This is a genomic window from Rhizobium sp. Nf11,1 (assembly GCF_050587665.1).
In the GTDB taxonomy this organism is placed as follows: domain Bacteria; phylum Pseudomonadota; class Alphaproteobacteria; order Rhizobiales; family Rhizobiaceae; genus Rhizobium.
This window is the reverse complement of the sequence record NZ_JBOBHU010000019.1, coordinates 56,770-71,079: the sequence shown is the minus strand read 5'-3', so window position 1 is coordinate 71,079 and position 14,310 is coordinate 56,770. Positions and strand designations below refer to the sequence as shown.

Sequence of the window (14,310 nt, the reverse complement as noted above, 5' to 3'; positions counted from 1 at the left end):
ATTCCCTCTCGTCGGTTGAGCAGCAATACTTCGAATTACCCCTCCCCAACCGCTTCCCACAAGGGGCAGGGACTTAATCTGCCTCCCGCGCTGCATGAAATGACCACCGAGCTGCAAGTCGGGACGTCTATTTTGAGGTGAGGCGGTCCCCCGGCCAAAGCCCCTCCCCTTTGTGGGGAGGGAGGGGAGTTTTTTAGACGAAGCTTACTTCGAGACGTCCTGGCCGAAATATTTGTCGGCGATCTTCTTGTAAGTGCCGTCGGCCTTGATATCGGCGAGCGCCTTGTTGATCGCTTCCAGCAGTTCCGGCTCGTTCTTGCGGATGATGATGCCGGAGTAATCGGCATTTTCCTGCTCGGCGGCGATCTTTACCGGCGCGTCCGGCTTGTGCTTCTTGAAGTCGAGGAAGGACAGGCTGTCGTTGATCGTCGCATCGGCGCGTTTGGTCAGCACAAGCTGGATCGACTGGTCGAAACCGTCCGTGCCGACGAGCTCGGCCCCGGATTCGGTGGCGATCTTGCCGAAGTTGCTGGTCAGTGACTGGGCTGATTTCTTGCCCTTCAGGTCGGCAAAGGTCTTGATGCTGTCGTCGCCCTCGCGAACGATGAGCACGGCCTTGGAAGCGATATAGGGTTCGGAGAAATCATATTTCTGCTTGCGGGCTTCGGTGATGCCGACCTGGTTGATGACGGTGTCGTAACGCTTGGCGTCGAGGCCGGCGATCAGGCCGTCCCACTTGCCTTCGACGAACTCGGCCTTGACGCCGAGCTTGGCGGCGATGGCTTCGCCGATCTCCACGTCGAAGCCGACGAGCTTGCCGCTTTCGTCATGATAGGTGAAGGGCGCATAGGTGCCCTCGGTGCCGATCTTGAAGACGCCGGCCGATTTGATGGCGGCGAGGTTTTCGCCCGCATGGGCGGGCAGGAGGGCTGCGGCCTGAATAAGGGCAGCGGCGGCGACGGTTTTCAACCAGTTCATTGTTCTATCCATCCTTGGGAAGTTGCGATCGGATGAGCGATACTTTGCAGAAAACTAGGGCGCCGGAAGCGTAGAAAACTGCGAATAAAAGCGGCAACTGCGAATATTTTTCTCAAGCCGTCTTCTGAAGCATCAATTCCATGGAAACGGGCATCACACCGCGGCCCGGCGGCGCAGCCTTTCGCTGACGATGATGATCAAACCGGCGCCGAGGATCATCGCCGCGCCGCCGGCGACATTCGGCGGTGGGATATCGCCCCAGATCAGATCGCCGAGGACGAAGGCCCAGACGAGGGAAGTATATTCGAACGGCGCAAGCACGGAGACGGGTGCTTGTCGCATTCCCTCGAAGAGGGCGAACTGCGCACAGCCGGCGACTACGCCGGTTGCGATGAGAAGCGCCAACTGCGTCATGTCGGGTGTCTGCCAAGTGTAAAGAACGGCAATGCCCGTCATGGCGAGGAAAAAGACGTTCGAAACCGCAAGCTGGACGATGGTCTTTTCGTGCAGCGAGGTCTTGCGCAGCAGCACCATGGCCGCCGCCCAGAGGACCGCCGCCTGTAGCGCCAGATACACGGGCCAGGAAACAGTGAGACCGATCGGGTCGCAGGCGATGAGCACGCCGACGAAACCGACGCCAACGGCCAGCCATCGCGCTGGCATGACGTCCTCCTTCAGAACGAACCATGCAAGCAAGGTGCCGACGACGGGTGCGGCGTAATAAAGCGTGGTGACTTCGGCCAGTTGCAGGCGGCTTGCGGCGGAGTAGTAGGAAAGCCACGCGCAAAGGAGAAGGATACTGCGGGCAATCATTGGTTTGATGATCGGCGATGTCATTGTCTGACGGATGAGCCTGACGCGACCATAGGCGAGACAACCGAGCAGGATCGTCAGGCTGCGGAAAAACAGGATCTGCCAGACGGGAATGCTTGAAGTCAGAATCTTGATGATCGCATCATGGAACGTGAACGCCATGTAGGCGAGGCTCGTGAGCAGAATGCCCAGGCTGACGGAATTTTTCACGGGGACGCACCAGGGGGCGGGTTTGCCTGCGGGAATCGGGAATAGTGAATCGATAATCCTGCCTACTGGGCCGGTCAATAGTAAGTTCGCCCGGTGGTGGCGCTTTGTATCACCGCGTCAGAAAACGTGTGATCGCGCATATTGCCTGCACGGTCGTAAACGGTTATGCACGTTGTCCATACTTCACACGCAGATTCGGCAGGAACATGCAGGATTTTCTGTTACGAGAGCGCCAAGGCGTCATTTCCGAACGGCTGCGGCTGAATGGCCGCGTGCTGGCGGCGGAACTTGCGCTCGAATTCGGCGTCTCCGAGGATACGGTGCGGCGCGACCTGCGTGAGATGGCGGCGGCGGGCCTCTGCGAGCGGGTCTATGGGGGCGCGCTGCCGGTTTCGCCGGCGCATGGAAGCCTGACGCAGCGCACGGGATTTGCCGCCGACCGCAAGCAGGCCTTGGCGCGGGCTGCCGCGAAGCAGATCACTGCCGGTTCGTGCGTGTTCTTCGATGCCGGCAGCACCAATCTGGCGATTGCCAACGCCCTGCCTGCCGAACTTGAACTGACGGCTGCGACCAATGCGCCGGTGATTGCAGCAGCGCTGATCGACAAGCCCGCCGTCAACGTCATCCTGATCGGCGGCATGATGGACCGGCAGACAGGTGGAGCGCTCGGCGCAAAGGCCTTGCGGGATATGGAGCAGATTTCGCCCGATCTCTGCATTCTCGGCGCCTGCGGCATCGATCTCGAGGCCGGCATCACCACCTTCGGATTCGAGGATGCGGAATTCAAGCGGTTTGCAACATCGAGAAGCAAAAGGGTTATGGCGGCAGTAACTTCGGAGAAATTCGGCACGGCTGCGCCCCACAGCATCCTTCCGGTTGCGCATTGCGAATGCCTGGTCGTCGAGCACGATGCCGATCCCGCCATTCTTGCGGGTTATCGCGAGCGCGGCTGCCGGACCGTCATCGCCGAAAAAACGAACTGAGCCGTCGTCACGGAGTTTAGAAAAAGCGGGCGCTCCCAAGCCCGTTAGCGAGGAAAGACCGAAAATGGACAGTCATGTGAATGCGCCGTCGGGGGTCCGCAGCGGCTTCATTACCAGAAGCAGGGCAGCGGTTTCCCTGCTCTTTCTCATGAACGGCTTTGTCGTCGGCTGCTGGGCACCGAAGATTCCGGATTTTGCCGAGCGTCTCGGGCTGAGCAAGTTCGAGCTTGGGCTGATGATCATCGTCTTCGGTGTCGGCTCGCTGGTCATGATGCCGATCGCCGGCGCGCAGATCGCCAGGCACGGCTCTCGCGTCGTTGTACGGGCAACCGCCGTCTGCGTGCTGCCGCTGCTCCTGGCTCTGACGCTCGCGCCGAATGTGTTTACCGCGGCAATCTCGCTCTTCCTGTTCGGCGGCTTCATCGGCGCCATGGATGTGGCGATGAACGCCAATGCGGTGTCCGTCGAAAAATCCATGCGGCGGGCCATCATGTCATCCTGCCATGCTTTCTGGAGCCTCGGCGGCTTGATCGGCTCGGGCCTCGGCGGCATCGTGATTGCCAAACTCGGCGTTCTCGGCCATGCCCAGCTCGCGACTGCGCTGGCGGCGATCTTCCTCGCTGTCGCCTGGCCGATGATCCTTGCGGATCCACCCCATCCCGATGCGAAAAAGGAGAAGACGAGGCTGCCGATGGTGCCGCTGCCGTGGCTGCTCGGCTTGATGGCGCTGTTCTCCATGGTGCCGGAAGGCGCGGTTCTGGATTGGGGTGCGCTCTATCTCCGGCAGGACATGGATGCGTCGGTGGCGCTTTCCGGTCTCGGTTTCGCAGCCTTTTCGGCGACCATGGCGACCATGCGCTTTGCCGGCGACCTGGTGCGCGACCGCCTCGGAGGGGTCAAGACACTGCGCATCTGCACGCTCTTTGCCATCGTCGGCATGTTGCTTGCGAGCCTTGCGCCGGACGCTGAGATCGCCATTCTGGGCTTTGCGCTTTGCGGCATCGGCATTTCAAACATGGTGCCGATCGCTTTCTCGGCTGCGGGCAATATACCCGGTCTCAAACCCGGCATCGGCATCTCGGTGGTTACGACGATGGGCTATTCCGGCATGCTGGTCGCGCCGTCGGTGATCGGCTTCGTTGCCGAACATATCGGCTTTGCCGTCGTCTTCATGGCGCTGCCGGTGCTGCTGCTGTTCGTTCTCATGTTCTCCAAGCTGGCCCATTATGCCGATGGGGTCTCCGGAGGCGGCCACTGAGCGCCTCCAAACAAAAGTGATATAGTCGGCGGTTGACAAGGAACCGGGCTTGATCCACCTGAAAGGCACTGTTTCTAGGGGTGCAAGAACTCTGCATGTTGTCAGCCGCCGATTTTGATCCGAAACCGCGCCGCGCTTCCGTCGCCGTCAATGTCGGCGGCGTCATTGTCGGCGGTGGTGCGCCGATTGTCGTGCAATCGATGACGAATACGGATACCGCCGATATCGATTCGACCGTTGCGCAAGTCGCAGCCCTGCACCGGGCGGGTTCGGAACTGGTGCGTATCACCGTCGACCGCGACGAGAGTGCCGCCGCCGTGCCGAAAATCCGCGAGCGGCTGCTGCGGCTCGGCATGGACGTGCCGCTGATCGGCGACTTCCATTATATCGGCCACAAGCTGCTTGCCGATCATCCTGCCTGCGCCGAGGCGTTGGCGAAATATCGCATCAATCCCGGCAATGTCGGCTTCAAGGACAAGAAGGACAAGCAGTTCGCCGAGATCATCGAGATGGCGATCCGCTTTGACAAGCCGGTACGCATCGGCGTCAACTGGGGCTCGCTCGATCAGGACCTGTTGACGGCGCTGATGGACCAGAACGCCGAGGCCGGCTCGCCGCTGTCGGCCCGGCAGGTGACGCGCGAGGCGATCGTGCAGTCGGCACTGCTTTCGGCCGCCCTTGCCGAGGAAATCGGCCTGCCGCGCAACCGCATCATCCTGTCGGCCAAGGTCAGCCAGGTGCAGGACCTGATCGCCGTCAATTCCATGCTCGCCGAACGTTCCGATCACGCGCTGCATCTCGGCCTCACCGAGGCCGGCATGGGCAGCAAGGGAATCGTCGCCTCGTCGGCGGCGATGGGCTTCGTGCTGCAGCACGGCATCGGCGATACGATCCGCGTGTCGCTGACGCCCGAGCCGAACGGCGATCGCACCCGCGAGGTCCAGGTGGCGCAGGAAATCCTGCAGGTCATGGGCTTCCGGCAGTTCGTGCCCGTCGTGGCCGCCTGTCCCGGCTGCGGGCGCACGACCTCGACGGTGTTCCAGGAGCTGGCGCAGAACATCCAGAACGACATCCGCAAGAACATGCCGGTCTGGCGCGAGAAATATCCCGGCGTCGAGGCGCTGAACGTCGCCGTCATGGGCTGCATTGTCAACGGACCGGGCGAAAGCAAACATGCCGATATCGGCATCTCGCTTCCCGGTACCGGCGAGACTCCGGCCGCTCCCGTTTTTATCGACGGCAAGAAGGCGCTGACACTGCGCGGCCCCAATATCGCCTCCGACTTCGAGGCGCTTGTCGTCGACTATATCGAGAAGCGCTTCGGCCAGCGGACGGCTGCGGAATGAAGGCCCGCGCGTTAGAATGAGCCGGTATTGGTCTGATATTGTCAGCAAGCTTCGGCCCTATGTCGCGGGGGAGCAGCCTCGTATTCCCGGCCTGGTCAAGCTCAACACCAATGAGAATCCCTACGGACCGTCCCCAAAGGCGATCGAGGCGATCAGGCAAGCGACGGACGACCATCTGCGGCTCTACCCCGATCCCGCCGCCACCGAGTTGCGCGAGGCGATCGCTGCCCGTTTCGGGCTGACGAGCGAACAAGTGTTCGTCGGCAACGGCTCCGACGAGGTTCTCGCCCATACGTTCCAGGCGCTGCTGAACCACGATCTGCCGCTTCTCTATCCAGATGTGACTTACAGCTTCTATCCGACCTATAGCCTGCTATATGGCATCGAGACTATCGAGATACCGCTCGACGATCAGTTCCGGATCCGGCTGTCGGATTACGCCAGACCTTGCGGCGCCATCATCATCCCCAATCCGAATGCTCCGACGGGTATAGGCTTGCCGCGGACCGGGATCGAGACGCTTCTTGCTGCTCATCCGGATGCGTTAGTCGTGATCGACGAGGCCTATGTCGATTTCGGCGGCGAAAGCGCAGTGCCGCTCATTTCTCGCTATCCGAACCTTTTGGTCATCCAGACCTTGTCGAAATCTCGTTCGTTCGCAGGTCTGCGCGTTGGCTTCGCACTGGGGCACCGGGACCTGATCGAGGCGCTGGTGCGCGTCAAGGACAGCTTCAATTCCCATCCGCTCGATCGCCTGGCACAGGTCGGGGCGACGGCGGCGATCAGAGACGAGGCTTGGTTCGAGACATGCCGGCGGAAAATCATCGCCAGCCGGGAAAACCTCGTCCGGGAGCTTGAGGCGCTGGATTTCGAGGTGCTGCCGTCGCAGGCGAATTTCATATTTGCGAGGCACGCAGGCCGGCCGGGCGCTGCACTTCTGACTGAGCTGCGGGAGCGTGGCGTGCTCGTCCGGCGTTTCGCCGAGCCGCGCATTTCGGAATTCCTGCGCATCAGCATCGGCACCGACGAGGAATGCGCCCGCCTGGTTTCCGCCCTCAAAGAGATATTGGCGGCCTGACCTTCGCCTCAGCTCTTGCGGTCGGCGATGAAATGCGCAGCGGCGGTGAGGGTGGAGGCGCGCCCCCCGTAGGGGGCGAGCAGATCCTCGGCCTCGCGCACATGCCGGCGGAGCTCGGTCTCGGCCCATTCCACGCCGTGAAGCGCCACCAGCGTTCCCTTGCCGCGGGCCGCATCCTTGCCGGTCGCCTTGCCCATGGTCTCAGCATCCGAGGTCAGGTCGAGGATGTCGTCGGCGAGTTGGAAGGCGAGGCCGATCTTTTCGCCAAAGGCACGCAGGCGGCGGCGATCTTCGGGCGGGCTTGCCGCGATAATGGCGCCCGCCTCGCAGGCGAAGCGGATCAGCGCGCCTGTTTTCATCGCCTGAAGACGGATGATGCCGGCTTCGTCGGGCGCCTGCTTTTCCGCCGCCAGATCGAGGGCCTGGCCGCCGGCCATGCCGCCGAGACCTGCTGCGCGGGCGAGCGCCAGCACCAACGCCGCTTTGCTCGTATCGGGAAGGGCGGTTTCCGGCGCGGCAACGATGTCGAAAGCATAGGTCAGCAGGCTGTCGCCGGCGAGGATTGCGGTGGCTTCATCGAACTTGATGTGCACTGTCGGTTTGCCGCGGCGCAGGTCGTCATCGTCCATGGCCGGCAGGTCGTCATGCACGAGAGAATAGCAGTGCACGCATTCGAGTGCGGCGCCGACCCGAAGGGCCGCCTGTACATCGCCGCCGAGAAGGGCCGTACTTTCGGCCACAAGGAATGGGCGCAATCGCTTGCCCCCATTCAGCACGGCATAATGCATGGCGCTGCGCAGGGTGTCAGGCCTGACGATTTCATCGGAAAGAGGGCTCGGCGAAAGCAATGTATCGAGCAGCGCCTCGATTTCGCGGGCGTTGTTGCTAAGCCTCGTCTCGAAAGTGTTCCGGTTCGCGTCCATGGGCGCTGTTTGGCATGGGGCATCGGGGCTTGCAACGGAATTGTCGATGACTGCCGCAAGATTTCCCTTGTCCTCTGGCATAAGCGGCTCACAGGCGTTATGAGAACGAAAGGGAGAGAAATGGGCTGGGGACATTGGACATAGCGACGGAGAGAGAGGATATCGCCGACATGCCGGCCCGTCGGCGATTGTTCGAAGATCGGCCTGTGCTGAGACGCGTCGGTCTTGCCGTTCTGGCCGTGCTGATCCTTCCTTACGCACTGATCTTCCTCTACCTGCTGCCCTTCATCCATCCCGTCTCGACGCTGATGCTGCGCGATCTGGTGCTGCTGCGCGGCTATGACCGCAGATGGGTGTCGCTGGATGAGATCTCTCCGGTCCTGGTGCAATCGGTGATGATGTCGGAAGACGGTCAATATTGCTTCCACGGCGGCGTCGACTGGGCAGAGATGCGGATGCTGGTCGAGGACACGCTGAAAGGTCAGGCGACACGCGGCGGCAGCACAATCCCGATGCAGACGGCCAAGAACCTCTTCCTCTGGAACAGCCGCTCCTTCGTGCGCAAGGCGATGGAGCTTCCCCTCGCCGTCACCACGGATTTCGTCCTGTCGAAACGGCGGCTGATGGAAATCTATCTCAATATCGCCGAATGGGGCCCCGGCATTTACGGCATCGAGGCCGCCGCCCAGCATCATTTCAAGGTGCCGGCCTCGAAGCTGACGCGACGCCAGGCATCGCTGCTCGCCGTTTCGCTGCCCAACCCGATCGACCGCAATGCCGGGAAGCCCGGACGAGGCCTTCGCCGGCTTGCCGGCGTCATCGAGAGGCGTGCGCAGGGCTCAGGCGATTACATCAAGTGCATCTATGAATAAGATCACAACTTGTCATTAGAAGCGGTGGGCGTCATCTGCCATTCTTGGTTCTGCCATATGGGCGAATGCAGTTCAATCAGAGCCCTCGAATCGCCCATGACCGCCCCGACCTTTTCTCCCGAACTTCTCCTTTACTCGAAGACGCACAATCAAAACCCGCCTGCCCATCTCGGCAGCCGCTATCGCAGGATCGGCGGTTTCCTGCCCGAAGCCGGCAACACCATCGTCTGTCATCCCGAGAAAGGTTCAACGACGCTCACGGCACTGATCGAGGCGCGTGAAAAATATCTGGCGATGCCCGAGGCGTCGCAATTTCTCTTCACGCCGATCTCGAGCCTTCACATGACGCTTTTCGAAGGCGTCATTGAGACCAGGCGCCGGCAGGACTGCTGGCCTGCAGACCTCCCTCTCGACACGCCGATCGACGACATGACCGCGCTGCTGGCCGCGCGTCTCGATAGTTTTTCGATGGCCGAGCCCTTCAATGTCGCGGTCATCGGTGCTCGTCCCTCGGGTCTGCTTGTCGATGGGGCGACGGAGAAGGACCGCAGGATCATGCGCGCCTGGCGCGACGCCATTGCCGATCTTCTTGGCTATCGGCAGCCGAACCATGCGGACTACAAGTTCCACGTCACTTTCGCCTATCCTATCGACTGGCTGGAGGACGAAGCCCTGCCGCGCTGGCAGGCGATGCTCGACGACGTGGTCGAGGACGTCAGCCGCAAAGTGCCCGTTTTCGAGCTGACGCCACCGGCATTCTGCGTGTACGAGGACATGAACCATTTCCACGAACTGCTGATCTTCGATTTCGATGCCTGAACGGGAGAGGCCTATGGACAGACCGACGCTCTACATCGCCAACAAGAATTATTCTTCCTGGTCGTTCCGGCCGTGGATGGCGCTGACGAGCGCCGGCGTCGATTTCGAAGAAATCCTGATCCCTTTCGATGATGCGGGCCGCAATCCCAAGATCAAGGCGATATCGCCGAGTGGCCGGGTGCCGGTCCTGCAGCACGGCGCGTTGAAGATCTGGGAATCGCTGGCGATCATCGAATATGCGGCCGAGCTTTATCCGGACGCCGGCCTTTGGCCGCGCGCCCGTGTCGAACGGGCGCTCGCCCGTTCTGTTTCGATGGAAATGCTGTCCGGCTTCCGAGCCCTGCGCAATGCCTGCCCGATGAATATTCGCCGGCCGAAGGGGACGATCGCATTGCCTGACGGCGTCGACGCCGATGCCAGCCGTATCGAGACGATCTGGCGAGACCTTCTGCAGAAATCCGGCGGGCCGTTTCTCTTTGGTGCGTTCAGCGGCGCGGATGCGATGTTTGCGCCTGTGGTCAACCGGTTCGACATCTATGAACTGGTCAGTCGGGAGGATACCCTCGCTTATATGGAGACGATGAAAGCGCATGCAGCCTGGCGCAAATGGGAAGAGGCGGCCCGAGCTGAGCCCTGGATCGTGGCGGAAGACGAGGTCTGAGGCCCGAATCATCGGCCTCGCAAAAATTATGCATGGGGACTGGTCAAGGCCGCCCCATGCATGTATAAGCGCGCAAATTTCCGAAATCGCGACATGTCCGTTTCGGCCGCCAGTCTGGCCGTAGGAATGTTTTGCCCGCAAGTGGAGTAAGAAAAATGGCTGTACCGAAGAGAAAAACGAGCCCGTCCAAGCGCGGCATGCGCCGTTCGGCTGATGCGCTGAAAGCTCCGACCTACGTCGAAGACAAGAATTCCGGCGAACTGCGCCGCCCGCATCATATCGACCTGAAGACCGGCATGTATCGCGGCCGTCAGGTTCTGACGCCGAAGGAAGGCGCGTAATTTCCGACCGGCTCGTCCGATCGCAAGCTTCGAGGCCGGCTTCATGCCGGCCTTTTGCATTTCGGCAAGATAATATTTGCAACGACTTGCAGTAGGACAGCGGTTTGCGGCAGTATTCTTGCTGCGCAAGGAGATTGCCGATGGTAGCCGCAATGCCGCTGATGATTATTCCGTTTATTCTTTACAATCTGGCGATGCTCGGCCTGATGGGCGGCGGCGGCATCGCCGCCTTGCAGCATGACATCATCGTGCTGTCGATGCTCTCGGGCGCGATCTGGAGCATGGCGCTCGGCGATCTCTTCATCGTCGTCGCCCTCGTCGTGTTGTTCTTCGAAATCCTGAAAGCAACGCGAACCGGGCCCGGCAACCTGCTCAATCACATATTGTCGATGCTGGTCTTCATCGCCTTCCTGGTCGAGTTTCTGCTCGTCCAGGACGCTGCGACGCAGGTGTTCTTCATTTTGATGACGATCGCTCTGATTGATGTGATCGGCGGTTTTGCCGTTTCGATCCGAAGCGCCGGGCGGGATGTCTCAATCGGCCTATAGGTTGTCGAGTTTATTCTGGAGAGCTCGGAGCTGCTCCTTCAGCTCGTCGATATCCTTGGCCTCGGCCTTGCGGCTCTCCTTGGCCGCCGGCGGTGTCATGAAAGGCGAGAACATCTGCATTGCCTGCTGAAACAGCTCGGTATTGCGGCGAACCTGGTCCTCGATCATCTGCATCGGCAATTGCAGGTTCTTGCCGAGCGGCGTTTCGCCGAAGGCACGGTTTACCTGTTCGCGCATCTGAGACTGCTGCTCGCTGAAGGCGCGCATCGAATGTTCGAGGAAGCTCGGCACGACCATCTGCATCTGGTCACCGTAATAGGTGATCAGCTGGCGCAGGAAGGAGATCGGAAGCAGTGTGTTGCCGGTCTTCGATTCTTGCTCGAAGATGATCTGGGTCAGCACCGAATGGGTGATGTCGTCCCCGCTTTTTGCGTCCTGGACGGTAAAGTCTTCGCCCTTCTTCACCATCTCCGCCAGATCTTCCAGCGTCACGTAGGTGCTGGTGCCTGTATTGTATAGGCGACGATTGGCGTATTTCTTGATGACTATCTGACCCTCGTTCTTCGCCATATCAGCCTCCTGAACCCCCGTCTGATTTTTGGATGTTCCTCCACTACAGACTGTAAACGCAAAAGAAGGCCGGTGACAATCTCTTTGTGCGTTGCGGCAAACCTTTAACAGATCAAACGAATCGGCTTTGACGGCGGCCGCCGAAAAATCGCGGCGGTCAGTCTTCGCGTTTGACTTGTGCTCAAAGCTTTGCCAGTTTCCCCTTATGTAAGTGGGACGAAAAACGAGGAGCCTCCCCATGAGCAATTCATCCGTCGTCATCGCCAGCGCAGGTCGGACAGCCGTCGGCTCGTTCAACGGCGCTTTTGCAACGGTCCCCGCGCATGAACTCGGCGCGGCCGTCATCAAGGGCGCGCTCGCGCGTGCCGGCGTCGACGCCGGCGAGGTGGATGAGGTGATCCTCGGCCAAGTGCTGGCCGCGGGCGAAGGCCAGAACCCGGCCCGTCAGGCAGCGATCAAGGCCGGCCTTCCGAAGGAAACGACGGCCTGGGGCGTCAACCAGCTCTGCGGCTCAGGCCTGCGCGCAGTCGCGCTGGGCATGCAGCAGATTGCCACCGGCGATGCGAGGATCATCGTTGCCGGCGGCCAGGAATCCATGTCGATGGCGCCGCATGCCGCGCATTTGCGCGGCGGTGTGAAGATGGGCGACATGAAGATGGTCGACACGATGATCAAGGACGGCCTGACCGATGCCTTCCACGGCTACCATATGGGCATAACCGCCGAGAATATTGCGCGGCAGTGGCAGCTGTCGCGCGACGAGCAGGATCAGTTCGCCGTCGCCTCGCAGAACAAGGCTGAAGCCGCGCAGAAGGCTGGCCGTTTTGCCGATGAGATCATCCCCTACCTCGTCCAGACGCGTAAGGGCGACGTGACCGTCGATTCCGACGAATATATCCGCCACGGCGCGACGATCGAGGCGATGGGCAAGCTGCGCCCGGCCTTCGACAAGGATGGCACGGTCACCGCCGCCAATGCCTCCGGCCTCAACGACGGCGCTGCCGCCGCCGTGCTGATGAGCGAGGCAGAAGCGGCCCGGCGCGGCATTCAGCCGCTTGCCCGCATCGTTTCTTGGGCAACGGCGGGCGTCGATCCGTCGATCATGGGCACCGGCCCGATCCCGGCGTCGCGCAAGGCGCTGGAAAAAGCCGGCTGGTCTGTGAACGATCTCGATCTCGTCGAGGCCAACGAGGCCTTCGCGGCTCAGGCTTGCGCCGTCAGCAAGGATCTCGGCTGGGATCCGTCGATCGTCAACGTCAATGGCGGCGCGATTGCGATCGGCCATCCGATCGGCGCCTCCGGCGCGCGCATTCTCAACACCCTGCTGTTCGAGATGAAGCGCCGCGGCGCGAAGAAGGGCCTCGCCACGCTTTGCATCGGCGGCGGCATGGGCGTCGCCATGTGCTTTGAAGCACTTTAAACAGCATACGATCCGTCATTGATTGAAATGCCGCCGCGAGCGGGCGAAAACACAGAGGGGGAGCGGAACATGAGCAGAGTGGCTCTGGTCACCGGAGGTACACGCGGCATCGGCGCAGCGATATCCATGGCGCTGAAAAATGCCGGCTACAGGGTTGCGGCCACTTATGCCGGTAATGACGAGAAGGCTCATGCCTTCCACGACGTCACCGGCGTTGCGGTATTCAAATGGGATGTTTCGGACTACGCTGCCTGCGGTGAAGGGATCACCAAGGTCGAACGAGAGATCGGACCGGTCGAAATCCTCGTCAACAATGCCGGCATCACCCGCGACGCAATGTTCCACAAGATGACGCCGCAGCAGTGGCACGAGGTGATCAACACCAACCTGACCGGCCTGTTCAACATGACGCATCAGGTCTGGAGCGGCATGCGCGACCGCAGCTTCGGCCGCATCGTCAATATCTCGTCGATCAACGGCCAGAAGGGCCAGATGGGCCAGGCAAACTATTCGGCGGCCAAGGCGGGCGATCTCGGCTTTACCAAGGCGCTTGCCCAGGAAGGGGCGGCGAAAAACATCACCGTCAATGCCATCTGCCCCGGTTATATCGGAACGGAAATGGTGCTTGCCGTGCCGGAGAAAGTGCTGAATGAACGCATCATTCCGCAGATTCCCGTCGGCCGCCTCGGCGAGCCCGAAGAAATCGCGCGTTGCGTCACCTTCCTCGTCTCCGACGATGCCGGCTTCATCACCGGTTCGACGCTCACAGCCAATGGCGGGCAGTTCTTCGTTTAAGACAGGACGAACGTTTGTTGATAAGCAAAGGCGCGTTGCAGGACGCGCCTTTGCTTTTTTCGGGAGGTCAGAAGCGGTTGCCGGTGTTCCGGTCTCGCTGAACCCGAATCTTGACAGGCATTCGTTGCCGCGAGCGATCTCCTCTCCGAAGAGCTGAGACCGCGGATGTCAGAAAAGCCGCGGCGAGGAGAATGGCGACGGTGGAATTCAGGACAATCTGGTCCATGCAAATATTCCTTTCAGGGCCTCGGGCCATGGTGCCTGCCCTGCGCTCACGAAGGAAATATGCGCCAAGCTAGTGAGCGCCGGTAGATTTGACTTTCACGACCGATCGTCAACGTCACATTGACGAACGTGGCGGCAAAGAAAACGGGCGCCGAAGCGCCCGTTGGGAGTCCGATATGACTTGTCGGTCAGTAGCGGCAACGAGCCTCGTAGCGGCGGCCATAGCGGTCGCGATAGATGCAGTAGCCGCGGCGTTCGACCGACTGGCCGATGAGAGCGCCGGTCAGGCCGCCGGCAACGGCGCCGACTGCGGCACCACCCCAGCTGTTGGTGACGGCACCACCGATGACCGCACCGGTGCCGGCGCCGATCGCCGTGCCCTGCTCGGTCGCCGTGCAGGATGCGAGAGCGCCCACGAGCGCGCCGATAAGAACAATCTTCTTCATCATGTCGTAACTCCCCAGGTTGTC

The 14,310-nt window shown here is 61.0% G+C and carries 16 protein-coding genes; 11 read left to right on the top strand and 5 right to left on the bottom strand.

Annotated features, from left to right (window positions below):
• Positions 1-204: 204 nt before the first annotated feature.
• The gene (locus tag ACQ7C1_RS24020) at positions 205-978 is read right to left on the bottom strand and encodes an amino acid ABC transporter substrate-binding protein (protein WP_430960050.1); all 774 of its coding nucleotides are present in this window, start codon (positions 976-978) and stop codon (positions 205-207) included.
• 153 nt (positions 979-1,131) lie between these two features.
• Positions 1,132-2,001: a DMT family transporter gene (locus tag ACQ7C1_RS24015; RefSeq protein WP_430960049.1), complete on the bottom strand. Its 870-nt coding sequence runs from the start codon at positions 1,999-2,001 to the stop codon at positions 1,132-1,134.
• Between the two features lie 206 nt (positions 2,002-2,207).
• On the opposite strand from ACQ7C1_RS24015, the gene ACQ7C1_RS24010 reads away from it, so the two are divergent.
• From ACQ7C1_RS24010 to hisC, 4 genes are all read left to right on the top strand, one after another.
• Positions 2,208-2,984 (top strand): DeoR/GlpR family DNA-binding transcription regulator, encoded by a 777-nt coding sequence (locus ACQ7C1_RS24010; protein WP_097598250.1) that lies wholly within the window; start codon positions 2,208-2,210, stop codon positions 2,982-2,984.
• 64 nt (positions 2,985-3,048) lie between these two features.
• Positions 3,049-4,242 carry an MFS transporter gene (locus ACQ7C1_RS24005; RefSeq protein WP_097598251.1) on the top strand — a complete coding sequence of 398 codons (1,194 nt, stop codon included), beginning with the start codon at positions 3,049-3,051 and terminating at the stop codon, positions 4,240-4,242.
• Positions 4,243-4,337: 95 nt separating this feature from the next.
• Entirely contained in the window at positions 4,338-5,588 is a 1,251-nt protein-coding gene (gene ispG, locus ACQ7C1_RS24000; protein ID WP_430960048.1) for a flavodoxin-dependent (E)-4-hydroxy-3-methylbut-2-enyl-diphosphate synthase, read from the top strand.
• Positions 5,589-5,604: 16 nt separating this feature from the next.
• A complete protein-coding gene (gene hisC, locus ACQ7C1_RS23995) occupies positions 5,605-6,666 on the top strand; it encodes a histidinol-phosphate transaminase (RefSeq protein WP_430960047.1) in 1,062 nt (353 codons plus the stop codon).
• Positions 6,667-6,674: 8 nt separating this feature from the next.
• On the opposite strand, the gene ACQ7C1_RS23990 is transcribed toward hisC, so the two are convergent.
• The gene (locus ACQ7C1_RS23990; RefSeq protein ID WP_430960046.1) at positions 6,675-7,589 is read right to left on the bottom strand and encodes a polyprenyl synthetase family protein; all 915 of its coding nucleotides are present in this window, start codon (positions 7,587-7,589) and stop codon (positions 6,675-6,677) included.
• Positions 7,590-7,723: 134 nt separating this feature from the next.
• On the opposite strand from ACQ7C1_RS23990, the gene mtgA reads away from it, so the two are divergent.
• The 5 genes from mtgA (at position 7,724) to ACQ7C1_RS23965 (ending at position 10,830) form a co-directional block, all read left to right on the top strand.
• Positions 7,724-8,461, top strand: coding sequence for a monofunctional biosynthetic peptidoglycan transglycosylase (mtgA, locus tag ACQ7C1_RS23985; protein ID WP_430960045.1), 738 nt, complete (start codon positions 7,724-7,726; stop codon positions 8,459-8,461).
• 96 nt (positions 8,462-8,557) lie between these two features.
• The gene (locus ACQ7C1_RS23980; RefSeq protein WP_430960044.1) at positions 8,558-9,280 is read left to right on the top strand and encodes a DUF1868 domain-containing protein; all 723 of its coding nucleotides are present in this window, start codon (positions 8,558-8,560) and stop codon (positions 9,278-9,280) included.
• A gap of 13 nt (positions 9,281-9,293) precedes the next feature.
• Complete coding sequence (locus tag ACQ7C1_RS23975) at positions 9,294-9,941, top strand: glutathione S-transferase family protein (protein WP_430960043.1); 648 nt, start codon at positions 9,294-9,296, stop codon at positions 9,939-9,941.
• Positions 9,942-10,096: 155 nt separating this feature from the next.
• Positions 10,097-10,282: a 50S ribosomal protein L32 gene (rpmF, locus tag ACQ7C1_RS23970; protein ID WP_085779815.1), complete on the top strand. Its 186-nt coding sequence runs from the start codon at positions 10,097-10,099 to the stop codon at positions 10,280-10,282.
• 140 nt (positions 10,283-10,422) lie between these two features.
• On the top strand, positions 10,423-10,830 hold the full coding sequence (locus ACQ7C1_RS23965; protein WP_085779816.1) for a hypothetical protein: 408 nt from the start codon (positions 10,423-10,425) through the stop codon (positions 10,828-10,830).
• Here the strand turns inward: ACQ7C1_RS23965 and phaR are convergent.
• The gene (gene phaR, locus ACQ7C1_RS23960; protein ID WP_430960042.1) at positions 10,825-11,400 is read right to left on the bottom strand and encodes a polyhydroxyalkanoate synthesis repressor PhaR; all 576 of its coding nucleotides are present in this window, start codon (positions 11,398-11,400) and stop codon (positions 10,825-10,827) included. The genes ACQ7C1_RS23965 and phaR overlap by 6 nt on opposite strands.
• 238 nt (positions 11,401-11,638) lie before the next feature.
• Between phaR and ACQ7C1_RS23955 the strand changes: the two genes are divergently transcribed.
• Together ACQ7C1_RS23955 and ACQ7C1_RS23950 are read left to right on the top strand one after the other, a co-directional pair.
• Positions 11,639-12,820 carry an acetyl-CoA C-acetyltransferase gene (locus ACQ7C1_RS23955; RefSeq protein ID WP_430960041.1) on the top strand — a complete coding sequence of 394 codons (1,182 nt, stop codon included), beginning with the start codon at positions 11,639-11,641 and terminating at the stop codon, positions 12,818-12,820.
• Positions 12,821-12,889: 69 nt separating this feature from the next.
• Positions 12,890-13,615 (top strand): beta-ketoacyl-ACP reductase, encoded by a 726-nt coding sequence (locus ACQ7C1_RS23950; RefSeq protein WP_064805631.1) that lies wholly within the window; start codon positions 12,890-12,892, stop codon positions 13,613-13,615.
• 413 nt (positions 13,616-14,028) lie between these two features.
• Here the strand turns inward: ACQ7C1_RS23950 and ACQ7C1_RS23945 are convergent, their stop codons facing one another.
• The gene (locus ACQ7C1_RS23945) at positions 14,029-14,289 is read right to left on the bottom strand and encodes a YMGG-like glycine zipper-containing protein (RefSeq protein ID WP_009991900.1); all 261 of its coding nucleotides are present in this window, start codon (positions 14,287-14,289) and stop codon (positions 14,029-14,031) included.
• Between the last annotated feature and the right edge of the window lie 21 nt (positions 14,290-14,310).